At 65.4% G+C, this 22500-nt stretch carries 23 protein-coding genes; 10 read left to right on the top strand and 13 right to left on the bottom strand.

Going from position 1 to position 22500, the window contains the following annotated elements; all coding sequences use genetic code 11:
* Positions 1 to 532: 532 nt before the first annotated feature.
* Entirely contained in the window at positions 533 to 2548 is a 2016-nt protein-coding gene (locus ACYU8W_RS12380) for an ATP-dependent nuclease (protein WP_499469472.1), read from the bottom strand.
* Positions 2549 to 2757: 209 nt separating this feature from the next.
* Between ACYU8W_RS12380 and ACYU8W_RS12375 the strand changes: the two genes are divergently transcribed.
* The gene (locus tag ACYU8W_RS12375; protein ID WP_499469470.1) at positions 2758 to 3435 is read left to right on the top strand and encodes an aspartate/glutamate racemase family protein; all 678 of its coding nucleotides are present in this window, start codon (positions 2758 to 2760) and stop codon (positions 3433 to 3435) included.
* A 202-nt stretch (positions 3436 to 3637) separates the two neighbouring features.
* Here the strand turns inward: ACYU8W_RS12375 and ACYU8W_RS12370 are convergent, their stop codons facing one another.
* The 4 genes from ACYU8W_RS12370 to ACYU8W_RS12355 all read right to left on the bottom strand — a co-directional run bounded on the left by ACYU8W_RS12370 (position 3638) and on the right by ACYU8W_RS12355 (position 5464).
* Positions 3638 to 3967, bottom strand: coding sequence for a DMT family transporter (locus ACYU8W_RS12370; RefSeq protein ID WP_499469468.1), 330 nt, complete (start codon positions 3965 to 3967; stop codon positions 3638 to 3640).
* Positions 3964 to 4323: a DMT family transporter gene (locus ACYU8W_RS12365; protein ID WP_499469466.1), complete on the bottom strand. Its 360-nt coding sequence runs from the start codon at positions 4321 to 4323 to the stop codon at positions 3964 to 3966. Before ACYU8W_RS12365 ends, ACYU8W_RS12370 begins: the two co-directional genes overlap by 4 nt.
* Complete coding sequence (locus tag ACYU8W_RS12360) at positions 4320 to 4865, bottom strand: TetR/AcrR family transcriptional regulator (RefSeq protein ID WP_499469464.1); 546 nt, start codon at positions 4863 to 4865, stop codon at positions 4320 to 4322. Before ACYU8W_RS12360 ends, ACYU8W_RS12365 begins: the two co-directional genes overlap by 4 nt.
* A gap of 209 nt (positions 4866 to 5074) precedes the next feature.
* Positions 5075 to 5464, bottom strand: a complete 390-nt coding sequence (locus tag ACYU8W_RS12355; RefSeq protein ID WP_007928756.1) for a heavy metal-responsive transcriptional regulator — start codon at positions 5462 to 5464, stop codon at positions 5075 to 5077.
* A gap of 105 nt (positions 5465 to 5569) precedes the next feature.
* Between ACYU8W_RS12355 and merA the strand changes: the two genes are divergently transcribed.
* The 6 genes from merA to ACYU8W_RS12325 all read left to right on the top strand — a co-directional run bounded on the left by merA (position 5570) and on the right by ACYU8W_RS12325 (position 11107).
* A complete protein-coding gene (gene merA / locus ACYU8W_RS12350; RefSeq protein ID WP_499469461.1) occupies positions 5570 to 6970 on the top strand; it encodes a mercury(II) reductase in 1401 nt (466 codons plus the stop codon).
* Positions 6971 to 7190: 220 nt separating this feature from the next.
* Positions 7191 to 7793, top strand: coding sequence for a recombinase family protein (locus ACYU8W_RS12345; RefSeq protein WP_094364518.1), 603 nt, complete (start codon positions 7191 to 7193; stop codon positions 7791 to 7793).
* A 1-nt stretch (position 7794) separates the two neighbouring features.
* Positions 7795 to 9174, top strand: coding sequence for a transposase (locus ACYU8W_RS12340; protein WP_499469459.1), 1380 nt, complete (start codon positions 7795 to 7797; stop codon positions 9172 to 9174).
* 2 nt (positions 9175 to 9176) lie between these two features.
* Entirely contained in the window at positions 9177 to 9986 is an 810-nt protein-coding gene (locus ACYU8W_RS12335; RefSeq protein WP_094364516.1) for an AAA family ATPase, read from the top strand.
* Positions 9987 to 10148: 162 nt separating this feature from the next.
* Complete coding sequence (gene cmtR / locus ACYU8W_RS12330) at positions 10149 to 10508, top strand: Cd(II)/Pb(II)-sensing metalloregulatory transcriptional regulator CmtR (protein WP_006590980.1); 360 nt, start codon at positions 10149 to 10151, stop codon at positions 10506 to 10508.
* Positions 10505 to 11107, top strand: coding sequence for a cadmium resistance transporter (locus ACYU8W_RS12325; RefSeq protein ID WP_048695616.1), 603 nt, complete (start codon positions 10505 to 10507; stop codon positions 11105 to 11107). Before cmtR ends, ACYU8W_RS12325 begins: the two co-directional genes overlap by 4 nt.
* Before the next feature lie 874 nt (positions 11108 to 11981).
* Here ACYU8W_RS12325 and ACYU8W_RS12320 read toward each other — a convergent pair.
* Positions 11982 to 12740 carry a cobalt-precorrin-6A reductase gene (locus tag ACYU8W_RS12320; RefSeq protein WP_499469454.1) on the bottom strand — a complete coding sequence of 253 codons (759 nt, stop codon included), beginning with the start codon at positions 12738 to 12740 and terminating at the stop codon, positions 11982 to 11984.
* A gap of 51 nt (positions 12741 to 12791) precedes the next feature.
* Positions 12792 to 14216 carry an amidase gene (locus ACYU8W_RS12315; protein WP_499469452.1) on the bottom strand — a complete coding sequence of 475 codons (1425 nt, stop codon included), beginning with the start codon at positions 14214 to 14216 and terminating at the stop codon, positions 12792 to 12794.
* Positions 14217 to 14383: 167 nt separating this feature from the next.
* On the opposite strand from ACYU8W_RS12315, the gene ACYU8W_RS12310 reads away from it, so the two are divergent.
* The 3 genes from ACYU8W_RS12310 to ACYU8W_RS12300 are packed head-to-tail and all read left to right on the top strand — an operon-like array spanning position 14384 to position 17015.
* Positions 14384 to 15328: a MetQ/NlpA family ABC transporter substrate-binding protein gene (locus tag ACYU8W_RS12310; protein WP_239702693.1), complete on the top strand. Its 945-nt coding sequence runs from the start codon at positions 14384 to 14386 to the stop codon at positions 15326 to 15328.
* Positions 15325 to 16347, top strand: coding sequence for a methionine ABC transporter ATP-binding protein (locus ACYU8W_RS12305; protein WP_499469450.1), 1023 nt, complete (start codon positions 15325 to 15327; stop codon positions 16345 to 16347). Before ACYU8W_RS12310 ends, ACYU8W_RS12305 begins: the two co-directional genes overlap by 4 nt.
* On the top strand, positions 16347 to 17015 hold the full coding sequence (locus ACYU8W_RS12300) for a methionine ABC transporter permease (RefSeq protein WP_129626272.1): 669 nt from the start codon (positions 16347 to 16349) through the stop codon (positions 17013 to 17015). The genes ACYU8W_RS12305 and ACYU8W_RS12300 overlap by 1 nt, the downstream gene beginning before the upstream one ends.
* Before the next feature lie 3 nt (positions 17016 to 17018).
* Here the strand turns inward: ACYU8W_RS12300 and ACYU8W_RS12295 are convergent, their stop codons facing one another.
* The 6 genes from ACYU8W_RS12295 to ACYU8W_RS12270 form a co-directional block, all read right to left on the bottom strand.
* Positions 17019 to 17585 carry a hypothetical protein gene (locus ACYU8W_RS12295; protein WP_499469448.1) on the bottom strand — a complete coding sequence of 189 codons (567 nt, stop codon included), beginning with the start codon at positions 17583 to 17585 and terminating at the stop codon, positions 17019 to 17021.
* The gene (locus tag ACYU8W_RS12290; protein ID WP_499469446.1) at positions 17582 to 18778 is read right to left on the bottom strand and encodes a hypothetical protein; all 1197 of its coding nucleotides are present in this window, start codon (positions 18776 to 18778) and stop codon (positions 17582 to 17584) included. The genes ACYU8W_RS12295 and ACYU8W_RS12290 overlap by 4 nt, the downstream gene beginning before the upstream one ends.
* A gap of 59 nt (positions 18779 to 18837) precedes the next feature.
* The gene (locus ACYU8W_RS12285) at positions 18838 to 19560 is read right to left on the bottom strand and encodes an ATP-binding cassette domain-containing protein (RefSeq protein WP_499469444.1); all 723 of its coding nucleotides are present in this window, start codon (positions 19558 to 19560) and stop codon (positions 18838 to 18840) included.
* Positions 19561 to 19879: 319 nt separating this feature from the next.
* Positions 19880 to 20719 (bottom strand): phosphoribosyltransferase family protein, encoded by an 840-nt coding sequence (locus ACYU8W_RS12280; protein WP_499469442.1) that lies wholly within the window; start codon positions 20717 to 20719, stop codon positions 19880 to 19882.
* Positions 20712 to 21554: a phosphoribosyltransferase family protein gene (locus ACYU8W_RS12275; RefSeq protein ID WP_499469440.1), complete on the bottom strand. Its 843-nt coding sequence runs from the start codon at positions 21552 to 21554 to the stop codon at positions 20712 to 20714. Before ACYU8W_RS12275 ends, ACYU8W_RS12280 begins: the two co-directional genes overlap by 8 nt.
* Positions 21555 to 21599: 45 nt before the next feature.
* Entirely contained in the window at positions 21600 to 22319 is a 720-nt protein-coding gene (locus tag ACYU8W_RS12270; protein ID WP_499469438.1) for an HAD family hydrolase, read from the bottom strand.
* Positions 22320 to 22500: the final 181 nt, after the last annotated feature.

Here is a 22500-nt window from a genome sequence, read left to right as displayed (position 1 = left end):
CGATCACTCCTCTGCCGTACCCCTGGACGAGGGTGTTGATCGATTCCGGGTGCAAGGGCCGACCAGTCGGCTTGTTCCCTTTGGTCACTCCTTGGAAAACAGGCCCGGTGGTGATGCCGCGGACTCGAGACAGACGCTCAGCGCGGTGGCCGGGCACCGGTGAGGGTTACCGGAACGTGGTAGGCCACAAATTCGGCTTCGGTGCCGTGAACTGCACCGCATCCGTGGCCACTGGTCCCGGTGCGACCGAGACAGAGTGCGTTGAGGGCGTCGGAGGTGAGTTGGTCAGCGCGTGCATGACACACTCCCACGGCCGATTACATGGCATTCCGTGCATTATCCCGTGCTATACGCTCCGGGTGACCGAACGACTCCGGTCACACCGACGTCAGGGTTCCAGCGCACGGCGCCGCCGTCAGGTCCCGAAGACGACTCGAGCGTTCACCATCGCAGGACCGAGCCCCCAGACGCGCCAAGTGTCGTCGGGGTAACAAATGAGGGTCATGTAGACCGCGGCGACGTTGAGGGATCCTCACGCGAGGGCCTTGTTGATGGTGGTGAAGAACTTTTTGACGGCTTCCTGCTCATCGGCGGTAAGGCCCTTGAAGCCGTTTTCTCCGAGCCACGTCATGAACGCGCGCGCCAGTTTGAGTTTGGAGAATCCGGCCGCCTCCTTCGTGAGGATGTCGACGAGGCGGCGCTGGGGCTGGGAGGCGGCGACTTGCTCGACGTCCCAGCCGCAATGGTCTTTTGCGACCTCGACAAGGGTCTCGCGCAGTAGGTCCTCGATCTCGGGGCCCTTCACGGTGCCAGGTGCGAAGTCCTTGGTGCGCAGGATTCGCTTCTTGTCCAGCATCGCGACGAGCTCATCCTGCTCCGCGGCCTTGTCACCGGCCTGGTCCGAGTCCAGCAGGGCCGCGACCTTGAGGGTTTGGCTGACCAGGACGGTGACGTAGTAGACGACCTTGCTGGCGCTTGACGCAGGCACGAGGGCGACGGCGTGTCGGAACCCGCTGCCGGCATCGGCGGCGGCCGTGGTGAGGGCCTCGATGTACAGCATGTCGGTGTAGCCCTCACAGACCAGGTTGCGCGTCTGCGAGAACATCGATTGCGCGAGCTCGTATCCCAGCGCAGCCTGCAGCGGGTACAGGGACGCGGGGTCATCAACCGCAACCCGGGTATGGACCTTGGTTCCGCTTGCGCGGTCCTTCATTTCGACGATCCGTACGAGGTCGAGTTCGTCCGAGCCGACCATGAACGGGGAGTGCGTGGTGTAGATGACCTGGTTGGTGCCGGCCAGCTTGCCGACGGTGTAGCGAAACTGCTGTTGTTTGAGCGCGTGCAGGCTCAGACCGGGCTCGTCCAGCAGGAGAATGGCGTCCTTGAGGTCGCCCTCGGACTGGGCGCGGAACACGACGAAAAACGACACTAGCCAACGGAACCCCTCGCTGCGCTGGTCCAGCTCGACCTCGACGCCAAGGTCGTCCTCGACGGAAACCTTGAGGTAGTGCCCGTCGGCGTTGAACCGCAACGTGACCTGTTCGTTGCCCCACACCTCCCGGATCTGCTGCGTGAGATTGACGCTGGCCGCGTTCAGGCGATGCCCTCGGTCGTCAAGCTTCTCCTGGTAGGCCTTGACCGCCGCTTCGTACTGCTCGGGACGGTTAGGGTATGAGCTCTCATTCGGAGCACCGTCGGCGAGCTCAGCCAGTTCGGCGGCTGTCAGGCCGACGATCCTAAGCAGACACAGGTTGCCGAAGTCGACGTCGTCCTCGGCGTCGCCGGCTGCCTCTCGCGCGGCTAGAGACTTCAGGTTGATGCGAGGGCGGACCTGGAAGTAAGTCGAGTAGTACACAAACTTCGGCAGGCGGCCCTCGAGGACCCTCAAAGCCGCCGTGCGCTGCTGTCCCACTGACAGCTCGGCCCGTAGTCGGCGCAGCCGACTCAGCTCGCGGTAGTTGTCCTCGTCAATCTCGGCAGCGGCCTCAGCGAGGACCGCATCAAGCGCTTTCGCCTGGTCTCCGGCCAGAACAGTGGACGGCGTGAATGAAGCCTTAGCGGCGTCGAGTCGGACGAGCAGGTCCTCGTTCAGACCGTCTACCTTCGTGAGTGCCTTCCGTGTGCGTGCCAGATCCTCCTCGATGTCGTGGAACTGCTTGGTCGCCGGTGCGCCGTCGATCCTGCGCCAGGCTTTGTTGTCGAGCTTGCGGGCGAAGGTGTAGCTGGCGATGTCGCTGAAGGCGGGTGCAATTGCAGTGACGGCGGCGCGATCGTCGTCATCGAGCGTGAACGTCGCAACGACGACTTCGACGTCGCTTTCGTCTCGCTCGCCTCGCTGAACTTGGGTGTAGCGGGCACGGGGGTAGTCAGTCAACGCACAGAAGCCGGGACGCGACTCGGGCGCGTTGATCTGCTCGATAGCGGTCAACAAGCATGTCTTCCCGGCCTCGTTGATGCCGACCAGAATCGTCTTGTCGTGCTCGACCTCGAACTCACCGCTGTCGTTGACGGACCGGTAGTCCCGTACTCGCACTCGCTGAAGCCTCATCGCGACGCCTTTCGTTGATTCACACCCACGATAAGTGGCTGTGCCGACATCTTCGACGCGCTTGAGGACGCTGCGCAGATAGATGACACCTTGAGGTGACCCCTACCCTGGCTGGCCAGTGCGATGCGGAAACGGCGGGTTGAGCTGCCAACGGGTCCGGGTGGTGCAGAACCCTTCGTTTCAGCTACCGCCCCTCCGTGGGTGCTGAGATGGCCAAGTCCGATGTGCGCCACGCGATGAAGAATGCACACATGTCGCGCATCGGCTTCTTGCACACGTCGCCAGTCCACGTTCTAACTTTCGACAACCTTCTGAGCGAGGTCGCCCCCGAAGCGCACCCCGTGCACGTGGTCGACGAGTCCCTTCTAACTGATGCCCGCGTGAATGGTCCACAGTCGGTCGCTGACCGCGTCGAGGCTCAGCTGCGCAGCCTGAAAGATCGGGGCGTAGAGCTGATCTGTTGCACGTGCTCAACCCTTGGGAGCGTTGCTGAGCAGAGCGAACCAGGAGTGCCGGTCTTCAGAGTGGACCGGCCTATGGCTGCCCGCGCCGTCCAGGCCGGGCGCAGAATCGCCGTCATCGCAGCCCTTGACTCCACTCTCGCGCCCACGCTGGCGCTGCTTGAAGAAGAAGCCAGCGCGGCAGATCACGAAGTTGAGACCACGTCGATCGTGGCGAAGGACGCCTGGGACATGTTCGAAGCCGGGGACCAGGTGGGATACGTCGAATGCGTCGCACGAACCGCCCGGGCCGCGGCGACGACCGCAGATGTCGTCATCTTGGCTCAAGCCAGCATGGCCCCGGCGGAAGCGTTGCTCACCGATCTGCCTACCCCTGTGTTCAGCTCACCACGTCCCGCAGTGGAGTACCTCGCTGCCCGGCAGTAGCTCGTACCGGGGAGCGCCAGCGTCGGACTTGTGAGCCGGATGGTCGTGCTCACAGACTCGTTGAGCTACACCTCAACATCTCGGGTTGGCACCTGACCGCTGCTGTACCAGAAACGGTGGGTTGAGCTACCGAGCTGCCCCGGTGGTGCAGAATCCTTCGTTTGGGCTACACCAATCTGCCTGGTTGACCTGCGGAAATGCGTCAGTGCGCCGAGTTGGCGCCGAGTTCAACGGTGAGAACTCCGACGGCGATGAGGAGGACGCCGAGGGTCATGGTGCGGGTGAGGGGTTCGTGGAAGAGGACTCGGGCGAGGATCGCGGTGAGAGCTACGCCGGATGCTGCCCAGATGCCGTAGGCGACGCCAAGGGCCATGCCGTCGGCCAAGGCGAGACTTAAGGCGACGAACGCCACGAGATACCCCGCGGTGACGCCGATGAACCATTTCTTCACCCGGCCACCGTCGGAGGCTCGTAGCGACATGGTCGCGACGACTTCGGACAAGATGGCGCCGGCGAGGAAGATCCATCTCATGAGTTGACTCCTGCTTCCTGGGCTGCGGTTTGCTGAGCTTTCTGGGAGCCGAGTTCGACGGTGAGGACACCGCCGATGATCAGAACCATTCCAAGACCCATCACAGCGGTCAGAGGTTCACCGAAAATCGCAGCGGATAGCACGGCGGCGAGCACGACCCCGCTGGCTCCCCAGATGCCGTAGGCGACGCCGATCTGCATTCCTTCGCGCAGGCAGAAGGTGAGGAAGACGAAAGCGCCGATGTATCCGGCAGCAACCACGATGTACCAGGATGGGTGATTGAGCGCCGCCTTGAGAGACAGCGTCGCCCCCACTTCGGTAGTGATGGCGCCGGCGAGCAGGAGCCACTTCTTCATGGGGTTGTTCCTTCGATCAGGGAGCGAATGCTGGAGACGACGGCTTCGAGATCCGCGCCGTGGAGGGTGAACACACCGGTGGCCTGGGCACCCCAGAGCCCGTCGGCGGCGAGTCGGGCGGTGGTCAGCCTGGCTCGGGTGGCGGCGTCGAGATCGTCCGGGAGTTCGAGCCAGCGGCCCATCCGCGTAGTCCACGGTTCGGTGAGTTCGGGCCGGTACGTCGCTTGGCCCCAGATGATGAACTCGGCGCGCTTGGCGGCCCCGTGGGCGGCGACGTGAACGTAGCTCAGGAGCCGCTCGGTGGCGTTGGCGTTCTCGAGGGGCTTGCCAAGGGTGGCAGTCATGTCGTTCTCGACGTTGGCCGCAGCGTGGTCGACGATCGCGGCGAGCAGCACGTCGCGGTTGCTGAAGTGATACAGCAATCCCGGTTTGGTGAGCCCGGCCTCGTGGGCCACTGCGTCAAGGGTGATGTCGCCACCCTCCGCTGCGTTCATGACGCGGAGGGCAGCTTCCAGGATCGCGGAGCGCTGACTGGGTCGCATATAGCTAACTTTACCATTTGGTAGGTGAAGCCTTGAACTGCGGGCGTTGGTGGGTGCACCTGGGGTACACCCCAAGCGCAGAGTTACCGCGAGACAACAAAGCGTCTGCATCTGGGGTCAATCTGTGGCTTTCGCCGTTATATGGCGGGGTTCTGTCGACGCTCTGTGGCGGCATCTGCTCATGGCGATACACGCGAGCACCGGTCTGGTCACAGATAGCGGCAGACGGTCGTGGTGTCGCATTTGGTGGGGTCGCTGGTGGTGGCACTGTGGTGAAGGTGCGCGACGGTGTGTCGCAGTGCTTGCAGGTCGGCGATTTGGCGGTCCAGGTCGCCCAGGTGGGCTTCGAGCAGGGCGTGCACGTGCTGGCAGGGTGCGACTCCGGCGTCGCGGATGTCGAGGATCTCGCGAATCTGGGCCAGGGTGAGCCCAGCGGTGCGGCCGCGGCGAACGAAGTCCAGGCGCGCCAGGGCCGCAGGGGTGTAGTCGCGGTATCCGTTGGCGGTGCGCTCAGGCGCAGGTAGTAGGCCGGCTTCTTCGTAGAAGCGCAGCGTCTTGGTTGTGGTGCCGCTGGCCACGGCCAACTCACCGATGCGCACAGTGGCCCCTTTCTCGGCTCTCGTCCATGTTCGCCTTGACCTTCCCCTGCGCTGGAACGTCCACTATGGACGCTGAAGAGGGGTCACGCGAAGGAAGGTGGGCAAATGGGTGTGGACTACGACGTCGATCTGGCCGTGATCGGCTCAGGAGGCGCGGCGATGTCCGCCGCCATCGCGGCCAGCCAGGCCGGTAAGAGCGTCGTGCTGGTTGAGCGCGGTGTTCTGGGCGGGACGTGCGTGAACATCGGCTGCGTGCCGTCCAAGACGCTCCTGGCGGCCGCCGGGGCCCGGCACGCCGCGCTCACCAATCCCTTCAAAGGTGCCCCAACGTCAGCCGCACCGGTGAACCTCGGCGATCTGGTGGCCCAGAAGGACGCACTCATCGAGCGCCTGCGTGATGCGAAGTACGCCGATGTGGCCGCTGCCTACGGCTTCCAGGTCCGCCCAGGCCAGGCCAGCTTCCTGGACGGGGACACCCTGGCCGTCGACGGCCAGGCGCTGCGGGCCCGGGCCTATCTGGTCGCCACCGGTGCCACCCCCGCCATCCCGGAGGTGGTCGGTCTCGACTCTGTGGACCGGCTGACGTCCACCACCGCGATGCAGCTGACCGAGCTGCCTGAGTCCCTGGTCGTTATCGGTGGCGGGTACGTCGGGATGGAGCAGGCCCAGCTGTTCGCTCACCTCGGCACCCGGGTCTCTGTGGTCGGGCGTCTGGCGCCGCACGCCGAGCCGGAGCTGGCCCAGAGACTTCGGGAAGTCTTCACCGACGACGGCATCACCGTGGTCGAAGAGCGCGCGACCACTGTGGCCCGCGAACCAGGCCCCGCAGGAGAGGTGGTGGTGACCACGGACTCGGGCGAACAGGTGCGCGGCGCGCAGGTCCTGGTGGCCACCGGACGCCTGCCCCGCACCGACGGCCTGAACTTGGCCGCTGCCGGTGTGGACGTGGACGAGCGCGGCTTCGTCGTGGTCGACCAGACCCAGCGCACCTCCAACCCGCGCGTCTGGGCCGCCGGTGACGTCTCGGGGGCTCCCCCGTACGTCTACGCCGCCGCCGCCGGCGGTCGGGCCGCCGCGCTCAACGCCCTGACCGAGGACAGGTACCCGCCGGCAGCTCGGGTCGACTACGCCGGCTTTCCTGCGGTCGTGTTCACCCGGCCCCAGCTGGCCTCGGCGGGGTTGACCGAGGACGAGGCCCTCACCCGAGGGCACGCGTGCGACTGCCGCGTCCTGGACCTGTCCGATGTCCCCCGGGCGCTCGTCCAGCACGACACCCGCGGGGCGGTGAAGCTCGTCGCCGACGCCGTGAGCGGCAAGGTTCTGGGCGTGCACGCTCTGGCGGACGGGGCCGGGGAGATCATGCTGGCGGCCACCTACGCCATCAAAAGCGGCATGACCGTCGACGATCTGGCCGACACCTGGGCGCCGTACCTGACCATGAGCGAAAGCCTGCGCATCGTGGCCGGCCTCTTCCGAAACCAGATGCCGACGTCATGCTGCGCCTGAAACCCGCGGCCCCAGCGGGGTGGACGAGGGCTCCCGCGGCGGCCCGCCTGGCGCCGTGAATGTGCCTTAAAAACCTACAGTCTTATGAGACACCAGGCGGGGACCGGACGCCGAGACCGCTTCATGGGCCGATGGGCACCTTCTGCCTCTCGCGAAGTCGTCTCACCGTGAACTGTCGCAGGGTGGTGCTCGGTAGGGGTTTGTGAGTCATAATCATGTCATGAGGCTCTTGGGGTACACCCGCGTGAGCACTGCGAGTCAGGACGCGCAGTTGCAGTTGGATGCACTCGTGGATTCCGGGGTGCAGAAGCGGGATGTGTTCGCGGATGTGACCTCGGGTAGCCGGACCGCGATCGAACGCCCGGGGATGAAGCGCCTGTTGGACTATGCCGAGTCCGGCGACACGGTCGTGGTGTGGCGCATCGACCGGCTCGGCCGATCCTTGATCGATGTCCTCAACACCGTGAACCTGATGCGCGACAAGGGCGTAAAGATCAAGTCGCTTTCGGACGGCATCGACCCGGAGACCACTTCCGGCCGGTTAATGCTGGGCATGCTGGCCACGCTGGCCGAGTACGAGCGCGAGCTGATCACCGAGCGAGTCAATGCCGGCATCGCTGCGGCGAAGCAGAGCGGTACCCGGTTCGGTCGGCCGCCTGTTGACCCGGCGGTGATTGCGGAGAAACTCGACATCGCTCGGGACGCCCGCGCCAAGGGTCGCACCGCCGAGGAAGCCGCCCGATTGGTCGGATGGTCTCGCGCCACGCTGTACCGGCACCAACAGGCTGCCCGCGACCGCGACATGGTCTCCCAGCAGGTGTGACATGGACGGGCCGCAGCGGTGGCGAATCCTCCGGCTTCACGTCGAGGACGGCATCTCGCTGACGACCCTGGCCCGTGACACCGGCACCGGGCTGCGGACACTGCAACGCTGGCACCAGCTTTACAAGACCGGCGGCATCGCGGCGTTGGAGCCGCGGCCACGACGCGACACGGGATCTCGACGCACTCCGGCGGAACTGGTCACGTTTCTCGAGCACCTCGCGCTGACCCGCCCACGCCCGAGCACCGCTGCATTGCACCGGCTCACCACGGCCGAAGCGGGTCGCTTGGGTTTGGCGGCCCCGAGCTATGCCACGGTCCGCGCCATCGTCCACGCTTTGGACCCGGCCCTGGTGACGCTTGCTCTGGAGGGGCCGGCAGCATATCGGGACCGCTATGAACTGGTGTTCCGCCATCGCGCCGAACGGCCGAATGTGACGTGGCAAGCCGATCACACCGAACTCGACATCCTCATCACCGGCGCCAGCGGCACCCCCGACCGGCCCTGGCTGACGGTGGTGATGGACGACTACTCCCGCGCGGTCTGCGGGTACATGGTCTTCACCGGGGCGCCATCGGCGATGAACACCGCGCTGGTGCTACGACAGGCGATCTGGCGCAAGACCGAACCGGCCTGGGCGATGTGCGGACTACCCGACGTCCTCTATATCGATCACGGCAGCGACTTCACCAGCCGCCACCTCGAGTACACCGCGGTCTCACTGAAAATCCGCCTCATCTTCTCCACCGTCGGTCGCCCGCAAGGCCGAGGCAAGATCGAGCGGTTCTTCGGCACAGTCAACACCGAGCTCCTGGCCACCCTGCCCGGACATCTGGCACCAGGGGCCAAGACACCTCCATCTCTGGATCTACCTGCGCTCGATCAGGCGATCGCCGGTTTCATCGCCACCTACAACGAGCGGACCCACCGGGAGATCGGGACGAGCCCGAAGAAGGCGTGGATCGGTGACGGGTGGTTGCCACGCATGCCCGAATCCCTCGATGAACTCGACGGACTGCTGCTGACGGTGCCCAAGCACCGCACCGTGCAGCGTGACGGCATCCACTTCCAAGGCCGGCGCTACCTCGCGCCAACTCTGGCACCGTTCGTTGGCCGCCCGGTGACGATCCGCTACGACCCGCGTGACATCTCCGAGGTTCGCGTATACGACCGCGACACCTTCCTCTGCGTGGCCATCGATGAGGCGCACCCGAACCAACGGGTAAGCCTGCAAGAAGTCGAGACCGCACGCCGAGCCCGCCGGCGCCAACTGCGCAAAGACATCAACGACCGCATCCCGCGTATCGCCGATCGGGCCGAACCGCGCACCGCCGCCCCCGGAGCGCGGCCAACCAAGCTGCGCAGCTACGAAGAGGACTAAGGATGGCCAAGGACTTCATCATCACCAAGGAACATCGCCGGTTCACCGAATTCGCCACCGCGGTACGCAAGGAACGCACCATCGGCATCTGTCACGGCGACGCCGGCATCGGCAAGACCCAATCGGCACGCCGATACGCCCACTGGGACACCGTGGAACCGTTCATCACCGAATGGGGGCCGCGCACCGAAGACGACGCCAAGCTTTATGCAACTGCGAACCGGTGCCGGACCGTGTTCTACACCCCCGAGGTGCTCCCCAGGCCCAAAATCCTCATGCACGAGATCGCGCACCTGCAGACAAAGCTCGGCATCTGCATCGACGAACACCAGCGCAACATCGGCAAAGTCACCGGCGCCCGCTCAGGTCACACCAACAAGTGGGTCGAGCTGCTCATCATCGATGAAGCCGAACGACTGGCCCCGACCGCACTCGAACTCCTCCGTGATGAACACGACCGCTACGACCTGGCGATCATCCTCATCGGCATGCCTGGCATTGACCAGCGGTTTCGCCACTACCCTCAGCTCTACAGCCGCCTCGGATTTTCACACCGATACCGGGCACTAGGACGCGAGGAACTGCTCTTCGTCCTCGATCGCCATTGGAAACGCCTCGGCCGCACTCTTGACCCAGACGACTTCACCGACGCTCAAGCGATCGCCGCGATCGAACGCATCACCCGGGGCAACTTCCGCCTCCTCGAACGCCTCTTCCCTCAGATCGCCCGAGTGCTCAAGATCAACCAACTCGAGACCATCACCGACGACGTCATAGAATCCGCCGCCAGCATCCTCGTGATCGGAAACTAACGCCCCCAAGCGATCACAGAAAACCGCCGCAAAGCACTCAAACCCACACGTCGTTCCTCTCGATAAGTAGCGGTGGTGTCCGGTGAGGGTTCCCCTTACGGGCATGCGATCTGGGCTGACGCCTGTGACCGAGTGTTCAGTGCGCGCTGTATAGTTCAGTCCATGCTGACTATTGCTTCGCGTCTCGACGTGATGAACCGCCTGGGTCGTGCACTGGCCGACCCCACTCGATCCCGGATCATCTTGACCCTGCTCGACCATCCCGCTTACCCGGCGGAACTGGCCCGAGATCTGGACCTGACACGCCCGAACGTGTCCAACCACCTGGCATGCCTGCGCGATTGCGGGATCGTCGTCTCCGAGCCCGAGGGTCGTCGGACACGATATGAGATCGCCGATTCGCACCTGGCGCAGGCGCTGACGGCACTGGTCGATGCCACCCTGGCAGTGGACGAAGACGCCCCGTGCATCGATCCCGCCTGCTCGCTTCCCGGATGCGACGCAGCTGGGGAGGGCGCATGATCCTCACCTCGGTCTTGCAGGCGATGGGCCTGTTCGCAGCGACCAACATCGACGACATCATCGTGCTCTCCCTCTTCTTCGCGCGAGGGGCAGGCCAGCGCGGCACTACCGCCCGCATTCTGGCCGGCCAGTACCTCGGATTCGCCGGCATCCTCGGTGCCGCGGTCCTGGTGACTATCGGTGCCGGAGCATTCCTGCCCTCGGCAGCCATCCCGTACTTCGGTCTCATCCCTCTGGGCCTCGGCCTCTGGGCCGCATGGCAGGCCTGGCGCGGAGACGATGACGACGATGACGACGAGGTCAAGGTTGCCGGCAAGAAGGTCGGCGTGTGGACAGTCGCAGGCGTCACCCTTGCCAACGGCGGCGACAACATCGGCGTCTACACCCCTGTCTTCCTCAGCGTGGAACCTCTCGCAGTAGTCGCCTACTGCATCATCTTCCTCGCGCTCGTCGCGGTCCTGGTGGCCCTGGCAAAGTTCGTCGCCACCCGCCCCCCGATCGCCGAAGTGCTCGAACGCTGGGAGCACATCCTCTTCCCCATCGTTCTCATCGGCCTCGGCATCGTGATCCTCGTCAGCGGCGGAGCCTTCGGACTCTGACGTAGCGGCAGCGATCCAAACGGCCCCGACCGGGCGCACCCCTCTCGGTTCAGACCGCGACACCTACCTGCAGCCAGTCCTGCGTGATCGCGGCAACAAGACCGCCACGGAGCGCTGCAAAAACCCCGCCACCAAGCGAACGAAGCCACAGAGATCCGATCGGCCTTCCCGGACACTTTCCATCTAGGGTCTAGATATGGCTGGACAGGTCGTCGGATATGCCCGCGTCTCGTCGACGTCACAGAACCACGACCGTCAACTGAGCGCGATTGGAATGGTCGGGGAACTGTTCACCGGCCATGTGTCCGGCGAGAACAGGCAAGGCCGGGAGGGCTCGCCGCTGCACTGCGATACCTGCGACGCGGCGACACGATGCGGGTCGCGTCGATGCACCGGCTCGCTCGCTGGTCGACCGTGAGCAGTGGGTCGACGACCTCACCAGCAATGGCGTAGCGTCGAGTTCGCCAAGTAGCGTCTTACCTTTACGCCGGGCTCGAGCGACCCATCTGCCACATTCCAGCGACAGCTCATCAGAGCCGGCGCCGGGCTGCGCTCGTTGATCCGTGAGCTATTGCGAGTAGCCCTACCCACCGATCCGGGCGCGCTGCCGATACTTCTCCTTCTCCTCTTCCGAGAGAGACTCACAAAGAAAGGAAGTCCTGCCGGCCGCCTTCGAGCAAGAGACCGATCCCGACGGAAAGTACAGCAGCAGCGGCTTGGGTTCGGACAGGTTTCGGGCCGCCGTTCAAGTTCCTCGCTCGCGTGGACCTCCACGTTGGAACTCCCTAGAACGAACGGGTGCCACCATTGTTGCCATAAGAGGGCATGACACAACAAAGACCACGCGGAATGCACCACGGTTGCTCGATGACGGTCAGTCCGTGGCTGAGCGTCCGGCGACGATCCGCACGAGCACGGCCTCGACGCTTGGTTCCTCGACCAGCCCCGACGGCACGTCTGGGCGGCGGACGACGACCACCGGCACGCCGAGTTCGCCGGCCGCGGTGAGTTTGGCGGCGGTGTAGGCACCGCCGGAGTCCTTGCTGAGCAGTACGCCGATGTTGTTGCGCTGCAAGAGTTCTCGCTCCGACTCAAGCGTGTAGGGGCCACGGTCGAGCACGGCCGTCCATGCCGGCGGCGCGTCACCGAGCGGCTCGACCACCCGCACCAGCACCGGCATCTCACGCCACGCGGCGTAGTGCGGCAAGGTCTGCCGACCGGTGCTGAGGAACGGCACGCCACCGGTGTGCCACAGGTGGTCATCTGCCGCCTGCAACGCCTCCTGGTGGTCGTCGACCCACGTCCAGGAGTCGGCGTCAGGGTGGTGCGTCCACCCGGGCCGCGCCAACCGCACCGCCGGCACGCCCGCGAGCCGCGCCGCCTGTGCGGCATTGGCCGTCATCGCCGTTGCGTAGGGATGGGTGGCGTCGACGAGCAACTCGATCTGCTCCGCCTGCAGGTAACGGGCGAGCCCCTCGGCCCCGCCGAACCCGCCCGAACGCACCGGTCCCGCCGGCAGGCGCGGGTTCTGGACGCGTCCGGCGAGCGACGAGATCAGCGGCACTCCTGCGGCCACCAGACCATCGGCGAGCGCTCTCGCCTCGGCCGTCCCGCCGAGAATCAGCACTGTCACGGTGACAGTTCTACCGGTCGGTGCACAGCGCGTGCGAGCGCACCGGCCCGGTTACTGCCCTGCGCTCAGCGATGCGTCCTGGATCCGCTCGAAAGGATGCGCCTGCTCCACCTGCAGTGCGAGCTCGAGCAGCAACCGCTCGGCGCCGTGGGTGGCCGACAGCATCGCGCCCACCGGCAAACCCCGGTCGTCGACCCCCGCCGGCAACGAAATCGCAGGAGCTCCAGACGCATTGGCGAGTGGGGTGAATCCGACGAGGTCGAGCAGACGATCGAAGTGCACCGATGGGTCGACCTCCGGACCGAGGAAACCCAACTCGGGAGTGGGCGCCGTGAGCACCGGAGTGAGCACGACGTCCGGGCCGCGCCGGAACTCCCGGCGGCTCGCAGCACTCGAGGCAAGCAGGCGGGCAATGTAGAGCGGTGCCTTCGGCAACGAGGCCTTGCCGCGGCGGGCGAGTTCGACGGTAAGCGGCTCGAGTTTGGACGCGTCGAATCCCTTGCCGAACAACTTCTCCCCCTGGCTCGACCCCATGAACGCCAGGAACTGCCAATAGCGCGAGAAGTCGTCGGCGAAGAACTGCGGCACGTTCACCGCATAGGGCTCGACAGTGTGCCCGAGCCCTTCGAGGGACGCGGCGAAGGTCTCCACGACCGTCCGCACCTGGGGGTCGGTCGCCGGGGCGACCGGCGAGTCGAGCATCAGGCCGATCCGCATTGGCCGCTCGAGTGGGCGCTCGATGCGGCCAATGGCCGGCAGCGTGCGGTTCTTGTAGGTCTTCTCAGCCTCGGAGTAGAAGTGGGCGACATCGCGCACCGACCGGGCGAGCACCGAGTCGCTGACGATGCGCACCGGCATCTTGCCGGCGTCACCGAGGCGCAGACGTCCACGCGTCGGCTTGAGCCCGACGAGTCCGCAGGCTGCCGCGGGGATGCGCACCGACCCTCCGCCGTCGTTCCCGTGGGCGATGGGCACGACGCCGGACGCCACGAGCGCGGCTGATCCACCGGACGACCCGCCTGCGGAAACATCTGTGTCCCAGGGATTTCGGGTGGTGAACGTGCGCGACTCCGTCGAACAGGTCCACCCGAACTCGGGCATGGTCGTGGTCGCAATCGGGATCAGGCCGGTGGCCAGGTACTGCGCCGCGACGGCGCCGTTCTTCTGGTGCGGGGTGCGCGGGAACGCCGCCGATCCCTCGGTCATCGGAAGGCCGGCCACCGGGATGTTGTCCTTGAACGCCGCCGGCACCCCCGCGAACGCGCCGGTTCGGCTCTCCCCGGCCCGTCGCCGGGCTCGTGCGAAGTCATCGCGCATCAATGCGTCCAGCGTGGGGTTCAACTTTTCGGCGCGCACGATGGCGGCCTCGACCGCGTCGCTCGCCGAGATCGAGCCGGACGCGATCGCTTCGGCGACCCCGGTCGCGTCCAGGTCGCCGAGGGCGTCGTCGGTGAAGGCATGAACTCGCTGTCCCATGCGTCCCTACTATGCAGTACAGCAAGACCTGGCCCGCCCCGCCGTGACCGCCCTCACAGCCCTCACAGCCCTCACAGCCCAAAAATTTGACCAATGGCCTGACCCTTCCATAGCGTTCTGTTATTCATTGCATAGTCAAGAGTTATCTATGTTCGAAGGGTTTCGCTGTGCCTGCGTCCGACTCCGCCATCCCGCCTCTGCCGCCGTACCCGGGCCACGACCGCGGCAGATGGCTCGGCCTCATCGCGGGTGCCAGCGCACTCGCCCTCGCCGCCGGGTTCGGCATCGGCCGAGCCACCGCGGGTGACGACGGCAGTGGCCCGAAGCTGACCACCGTCAAGGTCGGCACCACCGAGGCGAACAGTGACATCTGGCCGATCATGCAGCGCCTGGGCAAGGCCGAGGGCCTCAACATCGAGCCGGTCAGCTTCAGCGACTACACGCAGGCGAACCCGGCCCTGTCCCAGGGACAGATCGACCTCAACCTGTTCCAGCACCTGCAGTTCCTGGGCAGCTACAACGTCGAGGCGAAGCAGAACCTCACCCCCATCGGCGCGACCGTCATCACCCCGCTCCCGCTGTACTCCAAGAAGCACCAGAAGCTGAACCAGATCCCGGCCGGCGGCAAGATCGCCATCCCGAACGACGCCACCAACCAGGCACGAGCGCTGCTGGTACTGCAGGCGGCAAAACTGCTGACCCTCAAGGACGGCGGCAACGCCCTGTCCACACCGGCCGACATCGACAAGGCCGCCTCGAAGGTGACCGTCGTGCCCGTGGACGCCGCACAGACCGTCGCGTCCCTGCCTTCCGTGGACGGCGCGATCATCAACAACAACTTCGCGCTCGATGCCGACCTCGATCCGAACAAGGCGCTGTTCCAGGACGACCCGAAGTCGCGCAACGCCGAGCCGTACATCAACGTGGTCGTCTCCCGTGCCGAGGACAAGGACAACGCGACCTACGCGAAGGTCGTGAAGATCTGGCACAACCCCGAGGTCCTCGCTGCGAAGAAGAAGGAAACCAAGAACACCGCGGTGATCATCGACCGTCCGGCGGCCGACCTGAGCAAGATCCTGCAGCGGCTCGAGAAGGACATCGCGGCGAAATGACCGAGTCCATCATCCGCTTCGAAGGAGTCGGCAAGACCTTCAAGCGTGGCAAGTCGTCCGTGCGCGCTCTCGACGACATCACTCTCGACATCGAGGCCGGTGAGATCTTCGCGTTCATCGGCTTCTCCGGTGCGGGCAAGAGCACCCTGGTGCGCCTGATCAACGGTCTCGAGGCACCGACCGACGGCACCGTCACCGTGCACGGCCACACGTTGAACCGCTTGTCCCCCAAGAAGATTCGCGAAGTTCGCGGCGACATCGGGATGGTCTTCCAGCAGTTCAACCTGCTGCGTTCGCGCACCGTCTACGGCAATGTCGCCTACCCGCTCGAACTCGCGGGGTGGAGCAAACGCGACATCTACGAGCGCATCACCGAACTGCTGCACTTCGTCGGTCTCACCGAGCGCGCCTGGGCCTATCCCGAGGAGCTGTCCGGTGGCCAGAAGCAGCGGGTCGGCATCGCCCGCGCACTCGCCACCAAGCCGTCGATCCTGCTCACCGACGAGGCGACCAGTGCCCTCGACCCGGACACGACCCGCGACGTCCTCGCGCTGTTGCGCAAGGCCAACGAGGAGCTCGGCACCACCGTCGTCGTCATCACCCACGAGATGGAGGTCGTCCGCTCGCTCGCCGACCGCGTCGCGGTGCTGGACGCCGGACGCATGGTCGAGCACGGCAGCGTCCGAGAGATCTTCTCCGCACCGAAGGCCGACGCCACCCGCCGCATCGTCGGCGCGACTCTGGACACCCAACCGGACGAGCAGGAGATCGACGAACTCGAAGCCTCCTACCGCGGACGTCTGATCACCGTCACCGCGAACCCGGGCGAGAACCTCGGCGCAGTCATCGGACGCGTCGGTGAGCGCGGTGTCGGGCTGGAGTTCGTCCACGGAGGTGTCACCCGGATCAAGGGCGACGACCTCACCACGTTCACGCTCAACCTGACCGGGCAGGAGTCCGACGTCCAGACCGTCGTCGACGAACTCGCCCGCATCGCCACCGTGAGGGAGGTCGCCTGATGGGTAACGACACCGACTGGGGTGTACTGTCGCCGATTCTGCAGGAATCGATCTGGCAGACGCTGCTGATGGTCGCGGTGACCGTGGTCGTCGGCGGCGGGCTCGGGTTGGTCCTCGGCGTGCTGCTCTACACGACCCGCGCCGGCGGCATCCTGGCCAACCGCGCCGTCTACACCGTGCTCAACGTGCTGGTGAACATCGTCCGGCCGATCCCGTTCATCATCTTCATCACCGCGGTCGGTCCGCTGACGCTCAACGTGATGGGAACGACGGTCGGGACGCGTGCCGTGCTGTTCCCGCTCGCGCTGGCTGCCACGTTCGGCATCTCGCGCATCGTCGAGCAGAACCTCGTCTCCGTCGACCCCGGCGTGATCGAGGCGGCCGAGGCGATGGGTGCGTCACCGTGGCGGACCATCCGGACGGTGCTGATCCCCGAGGCGCTCGGCCCGCTGGTGCTCGGTTACACCTTCGCCCTCGTCGCGGTGGTCGACATGACCGCGATCGCCGGCGCCATCGGCGGTGGCGGTTTGGGTCAGTTCGCGATCACGTACGGCTACCAGCGCTTCGACTGGACCGTCACCTGGGTCGCGGTCGCGATCATCGTGGTGATCGTGCAGGTCGCGCAGTTCAGCGGAAACGCTTTGTCGCGCAAGATCATGCGCCGCTGACCCTCACATCAACCCGTGAGAATGCCGCCCGCGGGTACGCAGACCGACGACGGTGCACAGAACCAGCATTGAGAGCACGATCGGCACTTGCATAGGCAGCGTTCCTCGCCACCAGTCCCCCCAGAAACCGGCCTCATTGCGCATTGCAGGACCGATGCGCAGGAAGAGCGCGAAAGCAACCACCACACCTACGGACCCGGCGGTCGTCAGCGACGCCCATCCACTTATCAACACCGTCCCCGCAGTCACCAGAGCGAACGCCGACGTCGCGTCGATCGAACTCGAGGCCTGTGCGGCGAGAAGGACGGGAAGTATCAATGCCGATATCCACAGCAGGTCCCAGCCGAGCATCGGCCTTCCGGGAAGCGTGGCAACACTGCCCATCGCGTCGAAACACGACCGAGCCACCGCAGGGACGAGCAAGATCGGCAGCAGACCGCAGATCGCCGCTTGGCCGATGATCGGCACAGGCACGCTCAAGGTTCCAGCGACCGCAGTGACGGCGGCAACGGCCCAGGCCACGACCGGGATGATCCACCCGCCGTGAGCCTTGATGTAGGCCGTGATCACGGAAAGACGCCCTGGAACTCAACCGGCAGATCCACGGCCGCGCAGGTCTTCAGAGCCTGCACAGTCGAGAGCAGCCAACTCCGCGCCGCAGAAGACTTCAACCATGCCTGCGCAGACGCCGACAGACCCGGCGGCGTCTTACCGGTCACCTCGTTCTCGAGCACCCATGCGCCAAGTGTCCTTTGGCTCACAAGCCGTCCAGCCACCGGGTCAGGGCAGGCGTGGAACTGCATGACGGCAAGCGCTCGGAGGTCCGGTGGCACCTGCCGCGGCGGGACGGTCGTGATGATGCCGGCGATCGACACCGCTTCGTGATCGGAGGCTGAGTTGAAGGCGGTTGTGAAGGGGGGCAAGGTTCCTGCTCCGAACCGCTGAACCGTCTGCACGTAAGGCGCAAGACTTCGACTGACGGCATTCGGATCGACTGGCTCATCGGACCACACACATACCTGCGGCGTCACCCCCGCGCAGTTGGTGGGCGACCCCTGGCGAACCCCCCACGCTTGCGTTGGCGAGGCAGACACAACGGCCACCGCACCAGCAAGAAGGACCCCCGCGACAGCTTTACGTCGAATGCTCGGTGAATGTCCGAGAACCAACACTCCCACCCCGAGCACAACTAAGAGCATGGCCATCCAACGACTGAAGAACGGCGCAGTGAGCATTGAATTTCCGATCACACCGGCCGTGTTTCCGCCCAAGCTGAACATCCAACCGGCATCGGAAAGTGTTCCCATGGTTACTACGAACAGACCTACAGCCGCCACCGCCACCGGAGTGACCACATTGGGGTATCTCAACCCGATAAGAGTGCCCAGCAGTGGCACCGTGAAGACGAGCAATAGTGTGAAGACGATTTGCCAAAGATTGCGTGGGACTGTCAAGGATGCGCTACCAGCGAGAACCGTTAGGACGACCGCAAATCCGATGAGCATCGAAATCACTGAAGGGATTCCCCCATGAATGACACCCGAGACGAGATGTCGCCGTCCCTGGGTCATGACTGAATCGATTCGAGGTGATCCTGAGATGCTGGACTGCACCGCAAGCCACGCATTAACGGCCGACGAAACCACGCAAACCTGCCAGGCCGGGAACTGAGCCCAATCCAGCGCGCTTGTCGCATCGTAGGTGAGCGCCTGATTGGTGACCCCTCGCGACATGATCATGGCGAGTGCAACACTCAGTGACATGATGAGGCCGGCCCCGAAGACCGGCCAGATGACAGGAGTGCGAACGGACCAACGCACGGTCAGACCTTCTCTGCATCCAACAGCCGTACGAACGCTTCCTCACGATCAGCCCCCCCGGAGTCGGCGAGCAGTTCCAGAACGCCGTCCGTGGGTGAATCCATCGTCACTCGGCCGGAACGAATGATCACGATGCGATTGGCGACGGCCAGTATGTCTTCGATCAGGTGGCTGCTGATCAGGACGGCCGAGGACTCTTCGACGGCGGCGATTGCCTTACGCATGCGGATCCTCTGATCCGGGTCGAGACCCGTGGTCGGCTCATCGAGAAGAAGCACCGACGGCCTGCGGCTGATCGAGTTGGCAAATGCCAAACGTCGCTGCTCACCACCGGACAGCGAGGTACATCGACGAGCTTCGTAGCCCTGCAACCCGACAAGATCCAATGCGCCCGGGACGAGATGCGCCGCCTGCCCCGGGGAGGCACCTTGCAACCACGCACCGTACTCGAGGAACTGCCGGACGGTGAACCCACGAGGCATACGCGTGGCTTGAGGAAGCAGACTGACTCGCGGGGAGTTTGTGTCCGACTCCCATTCGACAGTTCCTGATTTCGGTCGAAGAATCCCGGCGATCAGGTGCAGCAGAGTGGACTTGCCGGCCCCGTTGAGTCCGACCAACCCAGTTACTCCGGGATAAAGGTCGAGTGTGACGTCGGAGAGCGCCAATTTCTTGGACCGCCCATACCCGAACGATACGTCGTCGAGGCCGACAAGACGATCCATCAGTAGTTCCGCGTGTAGATGGCATCCGGGCTGCATGCGTCCGGGGCACTCGGCTTGTTCACACAGACCTTCGACAAGAGGCGAGCTGAGTATCCGCTTCTGGGAAGCGAGTAGTGTGGGCGGTTCGATGTCCAGCTGCCCAGTCCACCCAGGATTGCTCGACGCGACATCATGTGATTCCTCTGTTCCGCTCCCCCCTGCGGGGACAGCAGTAAAGGAATATCATCCACGGACCCTTCCGACCCGACTTTTTACGAAGTTTTTAACAAACTTGGACGGTCAGGTGCTGGGCTCGCCGGTATCAGGGCAGGGTTTTCGTTCAGCCTGTGGCGGTGGTCTTCGCCAGGGCTTCCGCCGTGAGCTGCAGGCGGCGGACGCCGGTGGCGTACGCGGGCACGTGTCTCAGGCCGTCGCGCTCGACGGCGTCCAGGATCCACGCCGCGACGGTCGGCGGCACAGCGGCCAGGAAGCGCTCCTGGTCGAACCGGCCAAGGGTGGTGATCTTCTTCGCCAACCGGGCGTTCGGGACGAAGCGGGGCGAGTCGACGATCACGAGCAGATCCTCGACGCTCGACGCGGCGACCCCGTTGAGGTCGGACTCCAGCGACGGACGCCCGGCAGCACTGTGCGCGTCGACGATGTACAGATGGTCGATCCAGGACGCACCGGCCTCGTTGAGGCAGCCGTCCATCGCCAGCTCGTGCGTGCCGGTGACGCGGATGTCGTCGAGGGCGATCACCCGGGCGCCGGCGACGTCGAGGCGTGGGTCGACGTGCATCGACTTCGCGCCGACCGCGAGTTCACGCGCGGCCGCGTCCATCGTGGCGTAGTCGCCGGGCGAGACACCGAGACGGTGCACCCGCAGCGGCTTCAGTTCCACACCGGGTGCCAGACGGCGCATGCGCGCGACGAACGGCGACACCAGTGACCGGGCTGCCGGCGGGACCGCTCCGTACCCGGACGAGGTGACGAAGATCCGTTCACCGTCGCGCGGCGCGACGATCGTGTGGAAACGGTCGGCGAGCGCCCGGCCGAACGCGATGGACGCGACGCCGTCGCCGTACTTGAACCGGCTGTAGTCGATGGCCGGGACGACGCCGTCCGACGGCAGGACGCAGGCGTCGGCGGCGAGCGTGTGCAGCGCGATTCGGTCAGACATGGACGACCTCCCGTTCGAGGGCGGCTCGCAGCGTGGCCATGCCGTCGGGGTAACCGGCCATGAAGATCTCACCGGTGGCGACCGCGCCGTCGTACATCTCCTGCACGAGCGCCTGCGGCACCTGAACGAGGAAGGGCTCCAGTTCGGGCGAGGCGAGTGCGCGCTTCAGGAAGCGGATCGTGAGGTGGAAGCGTCCGGCCTGCGCGGCCGGCACCATCTGCAGGATCGAGGTGATGCTGGCGTGGTTGAGTGCCGACTCGACGTGTGGGGACGCAGCCAGTTCGGGTTCGCAGATCGCGACGTACCCGGTGACCAGGCTCTTCGGATCGGCCGCCTCGAGTGCAGTCAGCACGGTGCGTTCGGCCAGCCCGGTGACGCGGACGTCGTCGATCACGACGCAGTGGGTGCTGTCGATCGGCTCGGCCAGCACGAACCCGATACGAGCCAACTCGGCCTCGCGCTCGGCCTGCGTGGAGGCGGCGTAGTCGGTGTGGGTGACAGAGTCCTTGTGCACCTGCACGATGCGCCCACCGGGCAAACCGCGGTTTGCCCGCTCGGCGTTCAGGCGGTCGAGCACCGCGTCGGCGAGGAACCAGCAGGACGGGCGGACCGCCAGGTACGCCACCGGCAAGGTGGGCACGGCGTCGTCGGTGATCAGGTGCGGACACTGCTCGATGAGCGCGTCGGCGAGCAGGTCGCCCAGCGCGCGGATCGCGTCCGCGTCACCGTGCTTCATCCGGGAGTAGGTGTCTGTGTCGAACGGTGCGCCGTCACTGGTGCGGACGGCGTCGACCGGGCCGGTCAGGCGCGCGGTGGTGACGCAGGTCGAATTCATCGTGTCCCCTCACGTCGGCCGCGCCCCCGCGCGACTGCTGTCAGTTCACCGCAACGCTTCCAACGCGTCCACGGTGCTCTTGCCGTCAGGCACGACCAGCACGGCTGTCATTCCGGCGTCACGTGCACCCTGCTCGTCGGCGAGCGGATTGTCGCCGACGTGTACAACGCAGGATGACGCAATACGTTCCCCGTTGGTTGCTTCCGCGAGGGTGAGAGTCTTCTCGAAGATTCGCCGGTCCGGCTTGGCCCAACCGACCTCGTTGGAGAAGACCATGCCGAGATTCCCGGTGAATCCGGCCAGCGCCAGCAGGTCACGCATCAGGACGCCCGGCAGCATCCCGGTGTTGCTGGTCAGGATCACCGGACGCGTCTCGGCCAGCTCGGCGACCAGCGCGGGGATGCGGTCGTCGAGGGCTATCGGGTGGTGTTCGCGGGCCATCTGCGCCTGCTGCTCCATCAGCTCCCGGACGACGTCCTCGCGAATGTCAGCGGGATGGGCGACCTGATCCGCGTGTTCTGCGGCCGGTCGGGCCAAATAGGCGAGGGTCAGCTGGACGCGCTCGGCGAACCCGACGTCCGTGCCGCGGGCCATGCAGATCTCGTCGGCCTCGCGGTCCATCGTCCGCAGCGCCTCGTCGAAGAAGTCGGGGTCGACGTCCGCGGCGAGAGCATGACGCAGCATCTCGTTGCGGGCAGGTTTGAAGTCGGGGTCGCTGCGAAGCAGCGTCCCCCAGATGTCCAGGCTGATTGCTTCGGCACGCACCCCCCGAACCTACTAACAAACGTCGAACCCACCAGGCGGGCCTGGTGGGTTCGACTGTCATGACGCGTCACTTCTGGGACACATGAATGTCGTCACTTCCGGGACACTGTGCCGGGCTTGTACCGGGGGACGGTCGTGAAGTGCTTGGTGGGTGGCGGCCAGGCGACGGTAGCGATGAGGT

The organism is Yimella radicis, assembly GCF_054778255.1.
Note: the sequence above shows the minus strand (reverse complement) of the source record. Positions and strands in the feature narration are given on the sequence as shown.

What these genes read in the sequence shown, in the direction of transcription:
- cmtR (WP_006590980.1), top strand. Translation starts at nt 10,149, where the DNA reads ATGCTGACTATTGCTTCGCGTCTCGACGTGATGAACCGCCTGGGTCGT.
- ACYU8W_RS12285 (WP_499469444.1), bottom strand. Translation starts at nt 19,560, where the DNA reads ATGGATCGTCTTGTCGGCCTCGACGACGTATCGTTCGGGTATGGGCGG.
- ACYU8W_RS12305 (WP_499469450.1), top strand. Translation starts at nt 15,325, where the DNA reads ATGACCGAGTCCATCATCCGCTTCGAAGGAGTCGGCAAGACCTTCAAG.
- ACYU8W_RS12290 (WP_499469446.1), bottom strand. Translation starts at nt 18,778, where the DNA reads ATGTCACTGAGTGTTGCACTCGCCATGATCATGTCGCGAGGGGTCACC.
- merA (WP_499469461.1), top strand. Translation starts at nt 5,570, where the DNA reads ATGGGTGTGGACTACGACGTCGATCTGGCCGTGATCGGCTCAGGAGGC.
- ACYU8W_RS12335 (WP_094364516.1), top strand. Translation starts at nt 9,177, where the DNA reads ATGGCCAAGGACTTCATCATCACCAAGGAACATCGCCGGTTCACCGAA.
- ACYU8W_RS12275 (WP_499469440.1), bottom strand. Translation starts at nt 21,554, where the DNA reads ATGAATTCGACCTGCGTCACCACCGCGCGCCTGACCGGCCCGGTCGAC.
- ACYU8W_RS12300 (WP_129626272.1), top strand. Translation starts at nt 16,347, where the DNA reads ATGGGTAACGACACCGACTGGGGTGTACTGTCGCCGATTCTGCAGGAA.
- ACYU8W_RS12380 (WP_499469472.1), bottom strand. Translation starts at nt 2,548, where the DNA reads ATGAGGCTTCAGCGAGTGCGAGTACGGGACTACCGGTCCGTCAACGAC.
- ACYU8W_RS12315 (WP_499469452.1), bottom strand. Translation starts at nt 14,216, where the DNA reads ATGGGACAGCGAGTTCATGCCTTCACCGACGACGCCCTCGGCGACCTG.
- ACYU8W_RS12375 (WP_499469470.1), top strand. Translation starts at nt 2,758, where the DNA reads ATGGCCAAGTCCGATGTGCGCCACGCGATGAAGAATGCACACATGTCG.
- ACYU8W_RS12360 (WP_499469464.1), bottom strand. Translation starts at nt 4,865, where the DNA reads ATGCGACCCAGTCAGCGCTCCGCGATCCTGGAAGCTGCCCTCCGCGTC.
- ACYU8W_RS12325 (WP_048695616.1), top strand. Translation starts at nt 10,505, where the DNA reads ATGATCCTCACCTCGGTCTTGCAGGCGATGGGCCTGTTCGCAGCGACC.
- ACYU8W_RS12340 (WP_499469459.1), top strand. Translation starts at nt 7,795, where the DNA reads ATGGACGGGCCGCAGCGGTGGCGAATCCTCCGGCTTCACGTCGAGGAC.
- ACYU8W_RS12370 (WP_499469468.1), bottom strand. Translation starts at nt 3,967, where the DNA reads ATGAGATGGATCTTCCTCGCCGGCGCCATCTTGTCCGAAGTCGTCGCG.
- ACYU8W_RS12345 (WP_094364518.1), top strand. Translation starts at nt 7,191, where the DNA reads ATGAGGCTCTTGGGGTACACCCGCGTGAGCACTGCGAGTCAGGACGCG.
- ACYU8W_RS12280 (WP_499469442.1), bottom strand. Translation starts at nt 20,719, where the DNA reads ATGTCTGACCGAATCGCGCTGCACACGCTCGCCGCCGACGCCTGCGTC.
- ACYU8W_RS12365 (WP_499469466.1), bottom strand. Translation starts at nt 4,323, where the DNA reads ATGAAGAAGTGGCTCCTGCTCGCCGGCGCCATCACTACCGAAGTGGGG.